This window comes from Neomicrococcus aestuarii (assembly GCF_014201135.1).
In the GTDB taxonomy this organism is placed as follows: domain Bacteria; phylum Actinomycetota; class Actinomycetes; order Actinomycetales; family Micrococcaceae; genus Neomicrococcus; species Neomicrococcus aestuarii.
In genome coordinates, this window is the sequence record NZ_JACHDR010000001.1 from 1,297,778 (window position 1) to 1,317,590 (window position 19,813).

At 61.6% G+C, this 19,813-nt stretch carries 15 protein-coding genes and 1 tRNA gene; 14 read left to right on the top strand and 2 right to left on the bottom strand.

The annotated features are described in order from the left end of the window. The first annotated feature begins 58 nt into the window (after positions 1–58). A tRNA-Ser gene (locus HD598_RS05715) sits at positions 59–149 on the top strand. Positions 150–262: 113 nt separating this feature from the next. Beyond that, positions 263–1,168: an NADP-dependent oxidoreductase gene (locus HD598_RS05720; protein ID WP_260170499.1), complete on the top strand. Its 906-nt coding sequence runs from the start codon at positions 263–265 to the stop codon at positions 1,166–1,168. Here HD598_RS05720 and HD598_RS05725 read toward each other — a convergent pair. Then, on the bottom strand, positions 1,129–1,902 hold the full coding sequence (locus HD598_RS05725) for a phosphatase PAP2 family protein (RefSeq protein ID WP_183664437.1): 774 nt from the start codon (positions 1,900–1,902) through the stop codon (positions 1,129–1,131). The two genes, HD598_RS05720 and HD598_RS05725, sit on opposite strands and share 40 nt — an antisense overlap. Before the next feature lie 108 nt (positions 1,903–2,010). Here HD598_RS05725 and rlmH point away from each other — a divergent pair, with 108 nt between their 5' ends. From rlmH to HD598_RS05775, 10 genes are all read left to right on the top strand, one after another. Beyond that, positions 2,011–2,469: a 23S rRNA (pseudouridine(1915)-N(3))-methyltransferase RlmH gene (gene rlmH, locus HD598_RS05730; RefSeq protein WP_071894184.1), complete on the top strand. Its 459-nt coding sequence runs from the start codon at positions 2,011–2,013 to the stop codon at positions 2,467–2,469. A 101-nt stretch (positions 2,470–2,570) separates the two neighbouring features. After that, positions 2,571–7,595: an ATP-dependent helicase gene (locus HD598_RS05735; protein ID WP_183664439.1), complete on the top strand. Its 5,025-nt coding sequence runs from the start codon at positions 2,571–2,573 to the stop codon at positions 7,593–7,595. Between the two features lies 1 nt (position 7,596). Then, positions 7,597–8,424, top strand: coding sequence for an Fpg/Nei family DNA glycosylase (locus HD598_RS05740; protein ID WP_183664441.1), 828 nt, complete (start codon positions 7,597–7,599; stop codon positions 8,422–8,424). Between the two features lie 12 nt (positions 8,425–8,436). After that, positions 8,437–9,642 (top strand): glucose-1-phosphate adenylyltransferase family protein, encoded by a 1,206-nt coding sequence (locus tag HD598_RS05745; RefSeq protein WP_183664443.1) that lies wholly within the window; start codon positions 8,437–8,439, stop codon positions 9,640–9,642. A 40-nt stretch (positions 9,643–9,682) separates the two neighbouring features. After that, positions 9,683–10,786 carry a GNAT family N-acetyltransferase gene (locus HD598_RS13740; protein ID WP_183664445.1) on the top strand — a complete coding sequence of 368 codons (1,104 nt, stop codon included), beginning with the start codon at positions 9,683–9,685 and terminating at the stop codon, positions 10,784–10,786. A 9-nt stretch (positions 10,787–10,795) separates the two neighbouring features. Next, the gene (locus HD598_RS05755; RefSeq protein ID WP_183666643.1) at positions 10,796–11,758 is read left to right on the top strand and encodes a pseudouridine synthase; all 963 of its coding nucleotides are present in this window, start codon (positions 10,796–10,798) and stop codon (positions 11,756–11,758) included. Between the two features lie 6 nt (positions 11,759–11,764). Continuing rightward, entirely contained in the window at positions 11,765–12,364 is a 600-nt protein-coding gene (locus HD598_RS05760; RefSeq protein WP_071894189.1) for a DedA family protein, read from the top strand. Beyond that, complete coding sequence (locus HD598_RS05765; protein WP_071894190.1) at positions 12,361–14,169, top strand: hypothetical protein; 1,809 nt, start codon at positions 12,361–12,363, stop codon at positions 14,167–14,169. The genes HD598_RS05760 and HD598_RS05765 overlap by 4 nt, the downstream gene beginning before the upstream one ends. A gap of 11 nt (positions 14,170–14,180) precedes the next feature. Next, positions 14,181–14,924 carry a glutamine amidotransferase gene (locus HD598_RS05770; protein ID WP_183664447.1) on the top strand — a complete coding sequence of 248 codons (744 nt, stop codon included), beginning with the start codon at positions 14,181–14,183 and terminating at the stop codon, positions 14,922–14,924. A 52-nt stretch (positions 14,925–14,976) separates the two neighbouring features. Continuing rightward, positions 14,977–16,092, top strand: coding sequence for an NADH:flavin oxidoreductase/NADH oxidase (locus HD598_RS05775; protein WP_084637132.1), 1,116 nt, complete (start codon positions 14,977–14,979; stop codon positions 16,090–16,092). Between the two features lie 108 nt (positions 16,093–16,200). Here HD598_RS05775 and HD598_RS05780 read toward each other — a convergent pair whose 3' ends face one another. Further along, complete coding sequence (locus HD598_RS05780) at positions 16,201–17,673, bottom strand: MDR family MFS transporter (protein WP_183664449.1); 1,473 nt, start codon at positions 17,671–17,673, stop codon at positions 16,201–16,203. A gap of 140 nt (positions 17,674–17,813) precedes the next feature. Between HD598_RS05780 and HD598_RS05785 the strand changes: the two genes are divergently transcribed. Together HD598_RS05785 and tgt are read left to right on the top strand one after the other, a co-directional pair. Next, a complete protein-coding gene (locus tag HD598_RS05785; protein WP_071894194.1) occupies positions 17,814–18,353 on the top strand; it encodes an NUDIX hydrolase family protein in 540 nt (179 codons plus the stop codon). Positions 18,354–18,437: 84 nt separating this feature from the next. Then, entirely contained in the window at positions 18,438–19,742 is a 1,305-nt protein-coding gene (tgt, locus tag HD598_RS05790; RefSeq protein ID WP_221244753.1) for a tRNA guanosine(34) transglycosylase Tgt, read from the top strand. Positions 19,743–19,813: the final 71 nt, after the last annotated feature.

The window sequence follows — 19,813 nt, forward strand, 5'->3', positions numbered from 1 at the left end:
TCGACGCGCGGTCTCGATTTGGGTTGATTTCCGCGCTCCGGTACAGTGTTTGGGTACTGGTGACGTGTCCGAGCGGCCGAAGGTGCAACACTCGAAATGTTGTGTACGGTAACCCCGTACCGAGGGTTCAAATCCCTCCGTCACCGCCAAAATTTTGACCTTGCGTCAAAGATGAAGTGGACTTAGGAAGTTTTTCCTAAGTCCACTTTTTGTTGTCCCTACTGCGCCCGGGATCCATCTGCGGCACAGTAGAGACATGCGCATGTACGGATTCACCCAATACGGTGGCCCAGAGGTCCAAGAGTTCCTTGACGTCCCGGACGTAGAGTCCCGGGAGAAGAGCGTTCTCATCAAGACGAAAGCGGTCGGCATCAACCCCGCGGACATCAAAGTTCGTTCCGGCCAGCGAACCGGATCGATTCCCGTGGACTTTCCGATGGCCATGTGCCGAGAAGCAGCCGGCGTGGTCATTGCCGCTGATCCAGCCTCTGGACTCGTGCCTGGCGACAAAGTGTTTGGTGCAACGGCCACCGGCACCGGAGCGCTCGCCGAAAAGGTCCTGCTCAACGCTGCCCAGACCGCAAAGATCCCCGATGGCGTGAGCTTCGAACAAGCTGCTTGCATTCCGGTGGCCATCGGCACCGCGTGGGATGCCCTTCAAGAATTGCAGTTAGAACCAGGCCAAACCCTCTTGGTGCTCGGAGCGGGAGGCGGCGTGGGGTCGCACGCCCTGCAGCTCGCGAAGCACCTGGGCGTTCGCGTCATCGGGGTCGCGAGCCACGCCAAGAAGGTACTCGTGGAAAGCTACGGAGCCCAGCACCTCGACTCAGCACAGTTCCAAGACGTCGGCGTCAACGAAGAAACAGAAGTAGATGCAGTGCTGGACTGCGTGGGCGGAGAGACCCTGCGGCTGGGCGCCGCGCTCGTCGCTGACAAGGCCAAGATTCGAAGCGTCGCGGCCGCCGAATTAGCCAAAGAACTTGGCGGGAGCGGTGTCACGCGTCGTCGTACTACCAACGTTTTTGCGGAGGTTGCCGAGCTGATCCGCTCAGGAGCGGTGGCACCCAACGTGAGCGGCGTCGTCGTCTTTGAAAAAGCCGCCTCCGCTGTTGCGGAACTGGAAAGCGGTCACGCGCTCGGCAAAACCGTGGTGGTCTTCGCCGACTGAATGCGCACCTTGCGGATCGAATGGAAGACTCGGTGCGCAAGAATTACGATGCCCGCCCACGCGAACCCCAGCGCGAACGCGGCCAGCACATCCGTGAGCCAGTGATGGCCCAAGAAAACGCGGCTCAGACCCATGGCCACCACAAAAAGGGCGCACGCCAGAATCACCAGCACCCGGGTGACATTCCATTTGACTTCAAGGCACACCAAATACGCAATGATCGTCATGATGGCGGTCGCATTGAGGGTGTGCCCAGACGGGAACGACGGCGAAGTTTCATACGGCGGAACCGCGAGCTCAATGGCGGGACGCGCGCGATCAAAGGTTTGCTTGCCGACGATCGTCATGGCCACGGAGCCGGCCGCCACCGAGGCTAACAGGATGAACGGGCGCCACGAGCGCGTCTTCCACGTGAGCACCGAAAACACCACGAGGGCCAGAATCGGCATGCCCACTTGTCCACCAATGTTGGTGAAATTCGTGACCAGCTGGTCAAGCGTCTCCGACCGATGCGCGATCATCCACTGCAAGACGGGCTGATCGAAGGCGGCAGCGCCGTCGTGCTCCCCGATGCTCTCGTAAATTTCCGCAGCAACCTTGGTGAGTCCCACCACCACAATTCCGCCCACAATGATCGTGAGCCACATTGCGGTGTAGGGGCCCAGCCACGTCGCGACCCGCTCACTCGCGCGGCGGATCAGCGATGTGGAGGGAGCTGAAGAATTTTGGTGCATCAGAGCACTGTAAGCAGGATCAACTCGGATACACCGTAAGCTTGCGCCGCGCCGCACCAATCTGCGGCCAAACAATAGGCATCTCCGGCTCAGTGAAAGAATGGACGCATGTCTCTTCGCGTCCTGGCCATCGGAAAAAAGCACGAGTCCTGGGTGGATGAGGGCATCGCGCGCTATGAAAAGCGTATGAAGAAGCCGTTCGATCTATCCTGGCAGCTGCTTCCGCACTCCGCGCGAGAATCCGACGCCGCACGAACCGAGGAATCCGAACGAATCCTTGCGAAAGTCAGCCCCCAGGACTTTGTGATCCTGCTAGACGAGCGCGGCAAGAACATTGACTCCCCCACGCTGGCACGCACTCTTACCGGCGCCTTCGACGCCGCCAAGCCTGTCACCTTAATCATTGGCGGAGCGTACGGCGTGGACGCGAGCGTGCATTCGCGCGCGAACTTCGTCTGGAGCCTGTCCAAGCTGGTGTTCCCGCACCAGCTGGTCCGCCTCATCCTCGCCGAGCAGCTCTACCGCGCGCAGGAAATTGCCGGCGGTCGCCCTTATCACCACGAATAATCCGCACTTCCGCACACCGCCACGAGTGATTCTGCACCTCAAGCCGGCGGCTCACTGGAACATGTGTTCTATGTGTCCGCGGGGCGTCGTAGGCTAATCACATGAGCACGCGAGATAACACCACTCCCCCAATCCCGGAGGTCATGGGGAAATTCTCACGCGCCACAAAAGAGTGGTTTGAGGGTGCCTTCGCGGACCCCACCCCTGCGCAGCTGGGCGCGTGGGATGCCATTTCTCGCCGCGAGAACGCGCTGGTCATCGCGCCAACCGGCTCCGGCAAAACGCTCGCGGCGTTCTTGTGGACACTGGATTCGTTCATCAAGGACGCAGCGGAGAATCCTGCGCCACAGCTCCCGCTCGAGCTGACGGAACCGAGCGCCCTCACGGAGGCGAAAGCCAAGCAAAAGTCCTCCACCAAAGTCCTCTACATCTCCCCCCTCAAAGCGCTGGGCGTGGACGTGGAGCGCAACCTGCGCGCCCCGCTCATCGGCATCACGCAGACCGCCCGCCGCCTCAACATTGCCGTCCCGGATATCACCGTGGGGGTGCGTTCGGGAGACACTCCCACGAACGAGCGCCGGCGGCTCCAGACCAATCCGCCAAACATCCTGATCACCACGCCCGAGTCTTTGTACTTGATGCTGACCAGCCGCGCCCGCGAAACCCTCGCGAACGTCCACACCGTCATCATTGACGAAGTGCACGCCGTGGCAGGAACAAAGCGTGGAGCTCACCTCGCGGTGACCCTCGAGCGACTCGACGCGCTGTTGAAGGCGCCAGCCCAGCGCATCGGCCTGTCCGCCACCGTGGAACCCCGCACCGAAGTGGCCCGCTTCTTGGGTGGCAGCCGGCCAGTGACCATCGTGGCGCCGCCTAGCCGCAAAACGTGGGACCTGAAAGTCACGGTTCCTGTTGAGGACATGACTGATCTGCCAGCGGCCGCAGCCGCGCATGACCTAGGTCCGGCGTCTGGACTGCAACCGCAAGCCAGCATTTGGCCGCACGTTGAAGAGCAGATCGTTGACCTCATCGAAGCCAACCGATCCACCATTGTCTTCGCGAACTCGCGACGCCTCGCGGAGCGCCTCACGGGCAGGCTCAACGAGATCCACGAGTCCCGCCTGAGCGGGGATGACGTATGGAATCCGTTTGCGCCGGGCGGGGTTGGATCCACCGCGGCGGAGATGATCGGCGGAGCTAGCAACACCTCAGCAACCGCTACCCGCAACGCCCCCACCAGAGCTCCAGCCGAAATGATGGCGCAAGCCGGAGCCACCGCCGCTATCGCGAGCCAGGACCCTGAAAACGGGATCGAACAGCTCGCTCGCGCTCACCACGGATCGGTCTCCAAGGAACAGCGCGCCCAGATTGAAGATGATCTGAAATCCGGCCGTCTCCGTTGTGTTGTAGCCACTAGCAGCCTGGAACTCGGTATCGACATGGGCCTCGTGGACCTCGTGATTCAAGTGGAAGCGCCCACCTCTGTGGCTTCGGGCCTGCAACGCGTGGGCCGCGCGGGCCACCAAGTGGGCGAAGTGTCCAAGGGCGTGTTCTTTCCCAAGCACCGCGGGGACCTCGTCAACACCACCGTGACCGTGGAGCGCATGCTCGGCGGCAAGATTGAGGCCCTGAAAATTCCCGCCAACCCGTTGGACATTCTGGCGCAACAGACAGTTGCTGCGAGCGCACTGGGCACGGTTGATGTTGAAGAGTGGTTCGACATCGTCCGCGGCTCCGCCCCCTTCGCCAACCTTCCGCGTAGCGCTTTCGACGCCACCTTGGATCTGCTCTCCGGCAAATACCCCAGCGACGAATTCGCTGAGCTGCGCCCGCGCATCGTGTGGGATCGCGACGGCGGCACCTTCGAAGGCCGCCCCGGCGCGCAACGCCTCGCCGTCACGAGCGGCGGCACCATCCCGGACCGCGGCCTCTTCGGCGTCTTCCTCGCCGGCAGCGAGGACGCGGGCACCGGCGGACGCCGCGTGGGTGAACTCGATGAAGAGATGGTCTACGAATCGCGGGTGGGAGATGTCTTCGCGCTCGGCGCAACGAGCTGGAAGATCGAGGACATCACCTTTGACCGCGTCCTGGTCAGCCCGGCCTTCGGACAGCCCGGCAAGCTCCCGTTCTGGAAGGGCGATTCGTTGGGGCGCCCGTACGAACTGGGCGTGGCCTTGGGCCAGTTCCAGCGCGAGTTGGTGCAGTTATCAGAGGACGACGCCGCAGCTCGGCTCGCAGAGGTGGGCTTGGATGAGTGGGCCACCGGAAATTTGACGCGCTACCTTGCGGATCAGGTGGAAGCCACCACGGCGATTCCCAGCGATAAGACCTTGATTGTCGAACGTTTCCAGGACGAGCTCGGTGACTGGCGTTTAGTCCTGCATTCCCCGTTTGGCATGTCCGTTCATGCGCCGTGGGCACTTGCGGTGGGCGCGCGTCTGCATCAGCGCTACGGTCTTGACGGTTCGGCGATGGCCGCCGATGACGGCATTGTGCTACGCGTTCCCATGATGGACGACGAACCTCCCGGAGCGGAATTATTCTTCTTCGACTCGGATGAGCTCGAGCAAATCGTCACCGCCGAAGTGGGCGGGTCCGCCTTGTTCGCTTCACGGTTCCGTGAATGCGCGGCTCGCGCGTTGCTGCTACCGCGCCAGAACCCCGCGAAGCGTCAGCCGCTCTGGCAACAACGACAGCGTTCGGCGCAGCTCTTGGATGTTGCCAAGAAGTACCCGAGCTTCCCGATCATCCTCGAGACCGTCCGCGAATGCTTGCAGGATGTCTACGATCTCCCTGCTCTGCGGCATGTGGTGGCAAACATCGAGAATCGCAAGATCCGCGTCATCGAAAGCCAGACCCAGCAACCTTCGCCATTCGCGCAGTCGCTCTTGTTCGGTTACGTGGCGCAGTTCTTGTACGAGGGCGATTCGCCGCTCGCCGAACGTCGTGCCGCCGCACTGTCTCTGGACCCGGGACTCCTCAATGACCTGCTGGGCAGGGCCGAACTCCGCGAACTTCTCGATGCCGGAGTCATTCTCCAGACCGAACGCGAACTCCAGCGCCTCACCCCGGACCGCAAGCTCAAGGGAATTGAAGGCATCGCGGATCTTCTCCGTCTCTTGGGACCGCTCTCCGCAACGGAAATCGCCGAACGCATCGACTGGCAAGCAACCAGTGGTGAACCTGCAATCGACGGTGAAGGCCCAGCACCAGACGATTCTCTCCTTGCCTCGAAATTCGTCTACGAGGCGCAAGAACTCGCCACCGAGCTGGTGCGCGCCAACCGCGCAATGGCCGTCCGCATTGGAGGACGGGACGTCTTCGCGGCCATCGAAGATGCCAGCCGCTTGCGCGATGCACTCGGCGTCCCATTACCCATCGGTGTCCCGCTAGCGTTTGTGGAGCCGGTCGCCGATCCACTCGGTGACATGGTGGGTCGCTACGCGAGGACCCACGGCCCTTTCACAGCCACCGAAGCATCCCATCACTTGGGATTGGGCGTCGCAGTGGTCAATCAAACTCTGCGTAAACTCTTGGCCGAGGGTCGCCTCGCCGAAGGCGAATTCCGGCCCCACGGGACCAGTGGCACCGCAACGGTGCTCGGCGACACCGAGCTCTCTGCAGAAGATGCCAACAGCACTTCCAGTAGCTTTCCTTCCAACAGCACCGAGTGGTGCGATTCCGAAGTCCTGCGACGCATTCGGCGTCGTTCTCTCGCGGCGCTCCGCGCCGAAGTGGAACCGGTGGACCCGGCCACCTTTGGACGATTCTTACCGCCGTGGCAATACGTCGGCGAGAACCTACGCGGTAGCGACGGCGTTGCTACCGTTCTGGATCAGCTCTCCGGCGTCCGCGCGCCGGCGAGCGCGTGGGAGTCCTTCATCCTGCCCGCCCGGGTTCGCGACTACCAGCCCGCACTACTGGACGAGCTTTTGGCCAGCGGCGAAGTGCTCTGGCAAGGCAACGGATCGCTCGCCGGAAACGACGGGTGGGTGAGTTTCCACGTCCGCGAACACGCTCCGCTCACACTGCAACGAGACCCCGAGTTCGAGCCAACGCCACTTCACACCGCCATCATGGACGCCCTCTCTCTGTCCGGCGCGGCATTCTTCACGCAGCTCCACCACCAGCTCGGCCCCCTGAACACCGCCACCCCGCCCACCGAGCAACAACTCTTGGTGGCTCTCTGGGAACTCGTGTGGGCTGGACGTATTTCCAATGACACTCTCGCCCCAGTGCGCGGACTGCTCGGCGGCGGCCATACGGCGCACAAACAAAAGGCCAACCCGCGCGCACGTTCGGCGAGGCTCGGACGGGTACGAGGCATGCGCGTGCGCGGACTCGGCGCCGGGTGGCAAACCAACAGCGGACTGCGCGCTGACGCGTCCATGCCGCCAAATCTCGAACAGGATTACTCCGGCGGCATCACGGCACATTCGCCCTCGGCGGCCGGGCGGTGGAGCTTGGTCCCCCAGCCGGAGCAGGACCCCACCATCTCCCTGCACGCCGCGGCCGAGTACTTGCTGGACCGCTACGGCGTGCTCACGCGCGGCTCCGTCATGGCCGAAGAAGTGCCCGGCGGTTTCGGGATGATGTACAAAGTCTTGGCGCGCATGGAGGAGTCCGGCATCGCGCGGCGCGGCTACTTCATCGAAAAGCTCGGTGCCGCCCAGTTCTCCACACCCGCCACCGTGGACCGGCTTCGCTCCCACGTCCAGGACGCGGATATCCAGAAGGACCTCACAGCTGTCGCGCTCGCGGCCACGGACCCCGCCAATCCTTACGGCGCGGCACTGTCCTGGCCCACTGTCCCCTCCGCGGACGGCACCGCAAGCCCCACGGGCCATCGCCCGGGCAGGAAGGCGGGCGGCGTCGTCGTACTGGTCAACGGTGAGCTCACCCTATATGTGGAGCGCGGCGGCAAGACCTTGCTCGCGTTCACCGATCACGAGGCTTCCCTGCAGGCCGCGGCGCACGAGCTAGTGCGCGCGCTCAAGACGGCGCGCGTGGACAAAATGGCCATGGAGAAGGTCAACGGCCTGCCCATCTTGGATTCCACCATCGCGAACGCCCTGCTGGCCGCCGGATTCTATTCATCCCCGGCCGGCCTGCGGTTTAGGAGTTAGCGTGCCCGAGGGAGATACCGTCTTTCGCACGGCTGCGCGGTTGCGGCCTGCGCTCGAACACCAGATCCTGACAGGTTCGGATTTTCGGGTTCCGCAATTCGCCACGGCAGATCTCACGGGCAAAGAATGCACGGCCGTGGAATCGCGCGGCAAGCACCTCTTCATTGTTTGCGAGGACCTCACCATCCATTCGCACTTGATGATGGAAGGCCACTGGGATCTCTACCGCGCCGGCGAGCGCTGGCACTCTCCCGCTTTCAAGGCGCGTTGCGTGCTGACCGTGGAGGGCGCGCAAGCGGTGGGCTTCGAGTTGGGCTTCTTGCGGTTGCTGCCAAGTTCTGAACGGTACGACGCCGTAGCTCACCTCGGCCCCGATCCTTTGGGTTCCAGCTGGGGTGCGGCAGAGGTGCTGCGGCGGATGCGTTTTTGGCCGGATCGCTCGATTGCGCTAGTGGTGCTGGACCAATCGGTACTCGCCGGAATCGGCAATATTTACAGGTGCGAATCGCTTTTCATGGCGCGCATCAATCCTCATGCGCTGGTTAGTGAACTCACGGATGCGCAGCTCACTCGGCTCATCGACGTCATGCACCGGCTGCTGAACCTGAACCGCGAGCGGGGAAGACGCATCACCACAGGAACTATGGGCAGGGAACCGTACTGGGTGTATGGGCGGCGCGGGAAACCGTGTTTGAGGTGCGGCGCCCCCGTCAGCCACGAGCGTCTGGGTGATCCGCAACTACTGCGCGGACGGGTGGGTGGAGACCCAGCAAACACGGAGACTGTAGAGCGAGACTTATTCTATTGTCAGCATTGTCAACGAGCTTAAAGGGGAACGCTTGTGAGATATTCGCCCGTCCGATCCAATCCGAGAGTCCTTGCACTTCTGCTTGCCGGGGGCCAAGGAAGCCGGTTAGCACCGCTGACGGAAGCGCGTTCCAAGCCCGCGATGCCTTTCGCCGGAACGTACCGGCTCATCGACTTCGCGCTCTCTAATCTGGCGAATTCCGGCATCCGCAACGTCTGGGTGGTGGAGCAGTACAAGCCGTTCGAACTCAACCAGCATCTGGCCAACGGGCGCCCGTGGGATCTCGACGGCACCTATGAAGGACTGCGGATTCTTCCGCCCTTCGAGGGCAGCAAACGGGACGGATTCGCCGAAGGTAACGCCCACGCGATCTACCAGCAGATACCTAAACTCAAAGAGTCTGGCGCGGAGCACGTCGTGGTCATGAGTTGCGACCACGTGTACCAGCTAGACCTTCGGCCCGTCCTAGAACAGCACGAGAAAACTGACGCTGATGTCACCATCGTGACCACCCACATTGATGAGAAGCCGTCCCGGTACAGCGTGGTCACCGTGGACAAGGACTCCCGCGTCACCGACTTCCAGTACAAGCCAGAGTCGCCCAATGGTCAGACGGTGGCCACCGAGGTGTTCGTCTATAAGACCTCCGTTCTGGTGGAGACGCTGGAGAAGCTGGCCCAAGAGGTCACGGCAAGCGCCAGCAAGGACATCGGAGAGGAAGACGAGTCCGAGGACTCTCTGGGCCAACAACTCGGCGACTACGGCGAGCGGCTGCTCCCGGCTCTCGTCGAAGGCGGCCGCGCGTTCGCGTTTCCGCTCAAGGGCTATTGGAGGGATCTTGGCACGGTAGACGCCTACTTCGGCGCGCACATGCAACTTTTGGATGGCACCGGCGTCCAACTCGGGGATCCTGAATGGCCCATCATGACAAATACCGTCGGACTGCCGCCGGCGTTCATTGATCAAACGGCCACCATTGGACACTCGCTCGTCGCCGCAGGGGCACGCGTCTCCGGAGAGGTTGAGCACAGTGTCATTGGCCCCGGTGTCACCATTGAGAGCGGGGCGAAGGTCTCCCGTTGCATCCTCTTGGGAGACAACCACGTCACGAAGGGCGCGGTTCTAGAATCAGTGATCGCGGACATCGGAGCGACTTTCGACGCTGGTCAGGTGGGCGAAACAAAGCCTGGACCGGGCAACATCACCATCGTTCAACCACCCTCCCCTGGCATAGGCTGATTTTGCACAACCTCGTGAAACATCGGCTGGAAGGAAGCCTGTGACCAGTTCTGAACCGCGCATCCTCAGCATCCATTTCAAGGACCACCGCATCGAAAGCATCGACGGCGGAATCGTTGAAGAAGGTACCAAGTGGATTCTGGTGGCTGCCGTCCGCGGCGGTGCCCGCAGGAACGGTCACGTCCTCATTCGGCGGAAGTTCATCCGCAAAATGGTGCCGGTAGGAAAGTTCACGAACCTCGCCGCAAACGTGGTGGGAAGTTGGCCTCCGGCGCCGCTCCTTGGTGCGGACGGCCAGCCTCTTGAGCTGGATCTGAATCATGGCCGCCTCTCACTGCAGAGCATCGCTGAGCACTATCCGGTGCTGGGCTTCCACTACGAGCGCCGCAAAGGCGAGGGTTTAGTGGATGGGGTTCTTCAGTTAGAGGACGACGACGCTGCCTTGCGTTTCCGGATCGTCACCGATGAGGGGCGCGTGCGTTCTGGAATTACGACGCTAGACCGCTCGTCGCTGATCGCCCTTGAGATTGGTTCGTCCCGCTTGTCAAAGCTTGCGGCCAAGATGGCGGACTCTGCGCGCGTAGAGGAGACTCTGGCCGTAGAAGCGCCGGTTGTAGAAGCGCCTGCCGACGTGGAGATCATCTCGGCGACCAAGGCGTTTGAGATCAAGCCGTCTGCCTATTTGGTGCGCCTTGCGAACTTCCAAGACGTGCCCGGCATTCAGGCGTTGCACCGTCGCGGCGGCTACGCCCCACCGTCACCGCGCTTTTTAGAACGCGTCATCGCGGACGAGGATTCCTTGGTGGTAGTCGCAGTAGATCGCGAAGAATCAGTGGTGGGATGGGCAAAAGCTAACTACATTCCGTCCTCGATCGCCGACCCTGCCGGCTACTACTTGACCGGTGTCCGCGTTGATGATGACCACCGACGCAACGGTCTTGCTCGAGAAATGGCAGGGGCACGCTTGAGTTGGCTGCGTCGTCGTACTGACACCGTCTTTGCGAGCGTCCCGGCACCCAACCAACCCGCCCGGCACTATCTCAGTTCCCTCGGCTTCCGGGAAATCCCCCAAGAAGAAGCGCCCGTCCAACCCGGCAACTCCGTACTGTTGGAACTCACTCTCGACGCAGGGCAGGCTCGCTAACTCGTGGCATTGAAATCACCCCTCCCCGTCCGCAACGGGGTCAACGCCACGCGGCTACGCTTGCCGCGTGCAGGCGAAGGACCGTGGCTGACTGTCATGGACTACGTCCTGTTCCGCTTTGGGCACGTGGACCCCGACGGAATCGTGCAACGCTTCGAAGACGGTGAAGTGGTGGCGCTGGACGGCTCCGCGTTCACGCCGCATACCCCGCTGGGGCTCCACGAATTCCTCTGGTACTACCGGGATTTGCCCACCGAGCCGCGCTTGCCGGTGGAAGAATCCATCATTTTTCAGGACGAGCACCTCGTGGCCGTGGATAAACCACACTTCTTGCCCACTACTCCGGGCGGCCGGTACGTTCAAGAATCTGCGCTGGTCAGACTGCGAAATCGCCTCAACAACCCGGATCTGATTCCCATGCACCGGCTGGACCGAGCTACCGCGGGCGTGGTCCTCTTCTCCACCAACCCGGACTCCCGCGGCGCCTACCAAGTGCTCTTTGAGAAGCGGCGCATCAAGAAGACCTATCAAGCGGTCAGCGTCATCCCCGAAGACCGGCTCGAATGGACGATGGGCACCTTCCCCTCCGTGTTCAAGAACCGTATGGCCAAGGAGAAGGGCTACTTGCTCTCCCGCGTCACCGAGGGCGCCGCGAACGCGCGCACTCGCATCAGCGTGCGCGCCGTGGGGCAAAGCCAGGACTCGCGCTACGGCACCGCGGTGTTGTGGGATTTGGATCCTCTCACGGGCAAAACTCACCAGTTGCGGGTCCATCTCGCAGCGCTGGGGTGCGGCATCCTGCACGATCCGTTTTATCCGGTGCTGTTGGACGAAGCCCCGGACGATTACTCGCGTCCACTTCAACTGCTGGCCTCAAGCATTAGTTTCGTGGACCCGTTCACGAAACAAGAGCGCCGCTTTGAATCCGGGCTCGCCCTCGCTGCCGCACCGATCTCCGAAGCTCGGGGCTGATCGGCGATGGACGTACCTCTGAACGAGTACGGCGCTTGGTACTACCCTTTGATGCTGGTCCTCGTGGCGATCGACGCCTCCGTGCCACCTACGCCCAGCGAGCTGTTTGTGTTGGGCGCAGGTCCGCTGGTGGCGACGGGTTCTTTGCTCTTGATTCCCGCGTATTTGGCTGCCTTTTTGGGGTGCTGGCTAGGCGATCTGGCCTTGTTCTATGCGTTTAGGCTGCGACTGACGCGCCTGTTGGACAGGTTCACGTGGGGGCGATGGATTCACCGCAACGCGCTCCGGTTGACCCGCAAAATCGGGACCGAAACCACGTACGCCGGGTTGATCGGTATTCGATTCCTTTCAGGCGGTCGCACGGCGGCTGTGGTGGCCGCCGCGCTCGGCGGTGTTGCTAGACGCCCATTTATTCTGTTCACTGGAGTAGGGTCCGCACTTTGGGCCGCGTACATGATGGCAATTGGCTACTTCGTGGGGACCACTACAGGGCTCCCCGCTTGGGCCTCCGCGGTGATTGGCATGGTTGTGGGTACCCTGATAGGTGTTATTTTCGCCATGCTCTTAACGCTTGTTCGCCGATGGAGGGGAGTTAGACCGCGATGAAAGACCGTTTTGAGGACGACGCCGCCGTCTCGCCTGCCCTTGCCCGTTTGCGTGACGCTTCGCCCGATACAGATTCCAGCAACGATGCTGAGATGACAGGCGCCACGGCGGAGAAGAAGGATTCCGCAAAGAACGCCGCAGCTACTGCGAGCGCTCCATCTGCACAGACTTCCGAGGCAAAGAAAGCCTCCAGCACCGAGAAGCCCGAGGCCAGCGGTGAGAAGACTGAGGCCAGCGCAGAGGGCGAAATGCCTGGCGATGGCTTGTCCTCGTGGCTCGACAACATTGAGTTGCCCACCGCGAGCGAATTGACCACCCGGTTAGGACGCTGGCGTGCTCGCCGCGCCGCTGAAAAGGCTAAACAGCGCAAGGACATCGAGACCGTCCGCGCAAAGGCAGAAGCGCGCAAGGAATCCGAGCAAGCCGCTAAGGACCGTGCGGAACAAGAGCGTCTAGCTCGGCTCGCAGTCCTCACCGGTCCTATCGAAAAGGTCCAGACCACCCCGGCGGCTCCAGCCGAACCGAAGGTCGATCGCTTCAAGCCTGCCGCGACACGTCCAAGCACGCCAAGTTTCGTTGCTAGCGAAGCCCAGCACTTGGACCGATCCGGCGCCAACCGCAAAAACGAGTCCGCCGACGCGCGCGCTCAGGATGACTCGCTTGCGCACCTCGTCGAGGAAGCTCGCGAGGCTGTCCTCAAGCACAACCAATCCGTGCCCGGAATGCAGGTTCAAGCCGAGGAAGAATCGGCCAAGGACAGCGCAACAAAGGCGGCAGAACAACCCAAGCTGCGTCGTCGTAATCCGCTCATGGATCCCAAGATTGCCGCGCAGCTCGAACAAGAAGAGCGCGCCGCGGCCGCCAAGCCGGTCAGCCGCGCGATCCTGCAGCCCACGGCTCGCCCGCACCAGCCGGTGTGGGAGATCGAGACCGTTCCCTCCTCCGTGTACGTGGCGCCGTACAACCTGCCTTCGCGTGCCCCTAACCCGGAGCCCACCTCGCAGGATCTCATCCGACGACTCGTCGTCACGCTGGCAATCATCGCCAGCGCCGTGGTGGCGTTCATGGAGCTGGGAATCTTCGGAGCACCTGGAGTGCACGACCGCGAGTTCTCTCCGTTCGAACCCAACGTGAGCTTCATGTCCATGGGCGTGCTCGCGTATTTGGTCTGGGGAATCATCTACTTGTGGCTGCTGGTCTACGCAGGCTACCAATGGACCATCGACGAACGCTCGTCTGTGCGTCAGCGCCGACTGGGCTACCCCGTGGCCGCAGCGGCGATTCTGGGCGCCGCTTGGCTTTTCTTCGCGAGCCAGGGCTCAGACGGAATCGCCCTGGTGATCAGCGTTGTTTTGCTGGGCGTACTCATCTACAGCTTGAACGTCTTGAACCAGCACACCGCTCGTACTCGTGATGAGCGTATGTGCATCGATGCCCCGATTGGCCTGTTCCTAGGTTTCGCCATGACGAGCGCCGCCATGAATCTGGGCACGTTCTTGACCATGCACCGCGTGAACTTCTTGTTGCCCGGCGACTGGTGGGCAACGTTCTTGATCATTGGCCTCACGTGGCTTGCCGCCACGCTGACCATGACGGAACGCGGGCGCATTGTGATGGCGCTCGGCTTTGGCTGGGGCCTGTTCTGGATCATGATTCCGCGACTGTTCGGCTCTAACGATTCCGCCCTCGTAGCGATCACGGCCGGCGTCTGCGGGTTCGTTGTGGTGCTGGCGACCGAAAATCGTCGCTACCAGATTGCCCACGCAGAACGCCGCGCACTGCGCGGAAAGCCCACGGAATTCTAAACGTGCCCCTAATGCCCAAGCCTTTCTTGGTGATCTCTACGCGCACCTCAGATGAGGCTACGGCGGATGAGATTCGCAGCACGCTGGCGCTTTCTGGATTGCCCGCGGACCGCGTGGAACACTGGCGGCTGGAAAGCACTCCTCTGCCACCGCTCGAGGAGTTTGCTCCTGAACGCTTCGCCGGTTTCATTCTGGGCGGCAGTCCGTTCAATGCATCCGATACGGACAAGTCCGAAGTCCAGTTGCGCGTTGAAGCTGACCTGAACCGTCTACTGGATTGGATAGTGGAGCACGACGCCCCGTTCTTGGGCGAGTGCTACGGCGTCGGAACGCTTGGCGTTCATCAAGGCGCCGTGGTGGATCGCAGCTATCCGGAACCGGTAGGAAGCACGTGGGTGAGCCTGACAGAAACCGGACGCAACGACCCGCTCCTAGCCGGACTGCCGGAATCCTTCGGCGCCTACGTGGGTCACAAAGAATCCATTAGCAAACTGCCCGCTCATGCCATCCATTTGGCGACATCGCCGGCCGCTCCGGTCCAGATGTTCAAGGTGAAGAACAACCTCTACGCGACGCAGTTTCACCCCGAGTTGGATCAAGAAGGTTTGATCACCCGCATTCGGATTTACGCTCACGCGGGGTACTTTCCGTCCGAAGAGGCTGAGTCACTCATTGAAGCCGCCAAGCAGCAGGATCACCTTTGGCCGCGGCTAGTTCTTCAGAACTTCGTGCGGATCTACGGCGGGGATCGCTAAGGAATCTTGCCCGAACGGGAATAGGGTCCCGAGATCATCAGTTGCCGCCAGTGTGAGCAAACTATTCTCCCCGGTCACTATCCGCACCCTCGAAGGCGACGGACTAGAACTCCGCAACCGCGCTGTCCTCGCGCCCATGTGTACTTACTCAGTCACGGCAAAGGATGGCGTACCCACCGATTGGCATCTGGTTCACCTTGGCGCTCGCGCTAATGGCGGATTCGGACTCATCATTGCCGAAGCCACCGGCGTAAGCCCGGAGGCCCGAATTTCCGATCAGGATTTGGGACTCTGGAACGACGAACAGACCGCAGCTTTCCGCCGCGTCACCGATTACCTCCACTCCTACGGCGCCGCTGCCGGCGTCCAGCTGGCCCACGCGGGCGGCAAGGCGTCCACCTACGGACATTTGCTTGAACTCGCCGACGCCGGCTTCAAAGGTTCCATCCCGCTTGATCAGGGTGGTTGGGAGACGGTTGGCCCTTCTGAAACAGATATTCACGGTTTGCGCAGCCCGCGCGAGATGACCGTGGAAGACATCCAGAAGGTCATTGACGACTTCTCCGCCGCTGCTCGCCGAGCCGACGAGGCCGGATTCGACTTCATCCAAATCCACTCCGCACACGGCTACCTCCTGCACGAATTCCTGTCCCCGCTCACCAACAAGCGCACGGACGAATGGGGCGGCTCGTTGGAAAACCGCATGCGTCTGGCCCTTGAAGTCACCAAGGCTGTTCGCGCCGCGTGGCCACAGAACAAGCCGCTTGGCATCCGCTTCTCCGGCACCGACTGGGTAGATGGTGGGTGGAACATCGAGGAGACCATCGAACTCGCACGCCGAGTAACCGAACTCGGAGTGACTGCCATCGATCTTTCCAGCGCCGGAATCGGCCAGTACTTTGGGCCTATCGGTCCGGGCTACCAAACCCAGCTGGCTGCCCAAGTGAAGGAAGCACTGGCCAACCCGGACATTTTCATCACCGCGGTAGGTTCCATCACCACTGCTGTGCAGGCTGAGTCCTTGCTCATGACCGGCCAGGCGGACGGCATCAGCATTGCCCGTGCAGCGCTGAATGATCCGCACTGGGCGGCTAACGCCGCGAAAACTCTTGGCGTGAGCGCTAAAGAGAACCCGCGTGCAGCGCAGTACTGGCGTGCAGCCTGGTAGGCGAATAAGACCCCAGACATAGAAAGAAGGCGGCGGAACCATCAAGGGTTCCGCCGCCTTCTTTGCGTCTGCGACTAAAAGCTACGTCGCGAAGCTACCGTCAACGCATTATGGCGCTGGAAGCTCTTCCGGCTTCTTCTTGCCCGGCATAAAGAAGCTCAAGACCACAATCAGCAAGGACACGATGGCAGCCGCCAAGTAGCCGTGCTGAAGGCCCTCAACATCGGCCGTAATGGGATCGGCGCCAGCCGCCATTGCGGTGGCCGTGCCGGAGACCATCAAACCGATGAGCAGCGCGGTGCCTGCCGCGCCGCCGAGCTGCTGCAGTGCGCTCAACAGGGCGGAGCCGTGCGAGTGCAAGGAGTGCGGCAATGGGTTCAGCGCCGTGGTGAACAACGGCGTGAAGAGAAGGGCGAAGGACAGGTTCATGGTGAACATGAGCACCAGAATCAGCCAGATCGGCGTGGAAGCGTCGAAGCGGGTGAACTGCCACAGGATCACCGAGAGCAAGATGGCTCCCGGGACTACCAGTGAGCGAGCACCGATCTTGTCATACCAACGTCCAACAAACGGCGCCATGACGCCCATGAGGATGCCGCCCGGGAGCAGCATGAGGCCGGTCTGCAAGGTGGACAGGCCACGCACCTGCTGCAGGTACAGCGGCGCCAAGATGATGATGCCAAAGAGCGCCACCATCGCCAGCACCATGCTGATCAAGGACAAGGTGAAATCGCGGAACGTAAACGGCCGCATATCCAGCAACGCCTTGTTATCGCGCTGCAAACGCAACTGCAACAGCACGAAAGCGGTCAAGCAGACTACAGAAATGGCAATCGCAATCCACGCAATAGTGGACTGTGAGGCACCTCCGGAAGCTGCGACGTCGTGCCCTCCACCGAGGTTGCTCAAGCCGTACACCAAGCCACCGAAGCCGGGCACGGACAAAAGAATCGATGGAACCGAAAGGTGGGAAGCTTGGCCGCCGCCGTCGTTCGGCACGCGAGAGAAGCCCAAAATCAGGGCCACAATAGCGATCGGCAACACGATCAAGAACATGAAACGCCAAGACAAAGACTGGAGAATCAAGCCGGAGAGCGTGGGGCCAATGGCTGGCGCTACGGAGATCACGATGGACACGTTGCCCATGATCTGGCCGCGGCGGGATACCGGCACGAGGTCCAGGATGGTGGTCATCATGAGCGGCATCATCACGGCGGTGCCGGAAGCCTGAATCACCCGGGAGACCAACAACATGTCGAAGAAGGTGGAAGCCGCGGCCATGCCGGTACCGATGATGAACAAGATCATCGCGGCCGTGTAGACCTGACGGATCGAGAAGCGGCGCAACAAGTAGCCGGTGGTGGGGATAACAACAGCGAGCGTGAGCATGAACGCGGTGGCGAGCCACTGCGCACGGTCAGCGCTCACGGAGAACTGTTCCATCAGCGTTGGCAAAGCAACGTTCATGATGGTCTCGTTCAAAATCATCACGAAGGCGCTCACAATGAGCACAGAAATGGTCATGACCGCCGTGGGTGTGAGGCGCTCAATGTCCGGAGCAATGTTGCTCGAGGATTTCATGCGGTTCTTTCGTCGAAGGGGTGTTTCACGAAAGCACACACGTCTGGCAGGCAGTCGTATGGCACGTGCTAATAGCTGAATGTGGTTCGTGGGCCGCGCAATCCACCCTATTTGAGGGGAAATGCGCTAACAATAGTCATATGAACGTTCGAACCCCGGATCCTAATCCCGGCTGGCTGTCCGATGAGGACTTGTACGAGGCACGACGCCGCCTACCGATGGTTTACGTGGAGGCGATCCCAGTGCGGTTAGACCCGCTGGGATATGTGAGTGAAGTCGGTCTATTGTATACGGCGGACGACGCCGGAAACTTCCGTCGTGCGTTCGTTTCCGGGCGCGTGATGTACCGGGAAACCATCCGCGCGGCGCTGGTTCGCCATATGGAAAAAGACCTCGGCCCACTCGCGATGCCGCAGCTTCCACCCTCCCCCGTTCCCTTTGCCGTGGCGGAATACTTCCCGTCCCCGTCGGAGACCGGACTCACGGATGATCGCCAGCATGCGGTGGCCCTCGCGTACGTCATTCCGGTGCGCGGCGAATGCTCCCCGCGCCAGGATGCGCTTGAACTCACATGGCTGACCCCGCAAGAGGCTTTGAGCTCCGCGGTGCTCGCTGATTTGGACGGCGGTCGCGGCAATCTCATCAAGCAAGCGCTCGCCCATATGGGTTGGTGCGAGTAGCCCGCTGAGCCGCAGCCCGGCACGCGGGGTCAGAATGTACGGCAAAATGGTGGGGTGTCTAGAACTCGTAACGCCCTTAAACGCCTGAATCCTGAACCCGAAACGTTCCCTGCGCCCGTGGATTATCCAGAGAGCCACGAGAAGCAGTCCGAATTCGGCTTCGAGATTGGCACGCGGCTCACCGGTGCAAACGGCGAGCGCTTTGAGGGCCGCACGGGAGTTATCAAAACTCCTCACGGCGACATCAAGACCCCTGCGTTCATTGCTGTGGGCACCAAGGCGTCCGTGAAGGCGCTGACCCCGGATCAGGTCCGCGAACTCGGCGCGCAAGCCGTGCTGTCCAACGCTTACCACTTGTATTTGGCGCCCGGCGCTGACGTGCTGGATGAGGCCGGCGGCCTGTCCGCGTTCATGAACTGGAACGGGCCCACCTACACGGATTCTGGCGGATTCCAGGTCATGAGCTTGGGGTCCGGTTTCAAGAAGATCATCGACATGACTGGCACCGGCCCGGGCGGCGATGACGCGGTGGCTCCCGGCAAGGAGCGCCTCGCGAACGTGGACAATGACGGCGTCTGGTTCAAGTCCCACTTGGACGGCTCGATGCACCGTTTCACCCCCGAGGTGTCCATGCAGGTGCAGCATCAGATTGGCGCGGACATCATGTTCGCGTTCGATGAGCTCACCACCCTCCACAACTCCCGCGCCTATCAAGAGGAAGCGCTCGAGCGCACGCGCTTGTGGGCCCGCCGTTGCGTCAAGGAGCACTTCCGCCTCACGGATGAGCGCGAAGGCAAGGACTACCAAGCCCTCTTCGGCGTGATTCAAGGCGCGCAGTATGAGGATTTGCGCCGCAAAGCCAGCCAAGATTTGGGCGAGATGCCTTTCGATGGTTTCGGCATTGGTGGCGCCCTTGAGAAGGAAAACCTCGGCACGATTGTGCGCTGGTGCGCCGAAGAGCTGCCCGAGAACAAGCCCCGCCACTTGCTGGGCATCTCAGAACCGGACGATGTTTTCACCGCCATCGAAAACGGTGCGGACACCTTCGACTGTGTCTCCCCCACGCGCGTGGCCCGCAACTCGGCGTTCTACAGCCCCAACGGCCGCTTCAATCTCACGGGCAAGCGCTACAAGCGCGACTTCAGCCCGCTCGTGGACGGCTGCGGCTGCTACACGTGCCAGAACTTCACGCGCGCCTACATCCACCACTTGCACAAGGCGAACGAGCTCTTGAGCCACACCCTGATTTCCATTCACAACGAGTACTTCACGGTGGGCCTCGTGGACGCCGCGCGCGAAGCCATCGAGAACGGCACGTTCTTCGAGCTCAAGGACCGCCTCCTGTCCGCCTACTACGCGGGTGGCCCGGATCCGCAGGGGCTCGAGTAGGTCTTTGATGGGGGTTTTCCAGTACGACGACGCAGCTTGGGTAGCGCTGTCGCTTAGCGGCCCATAGGAAT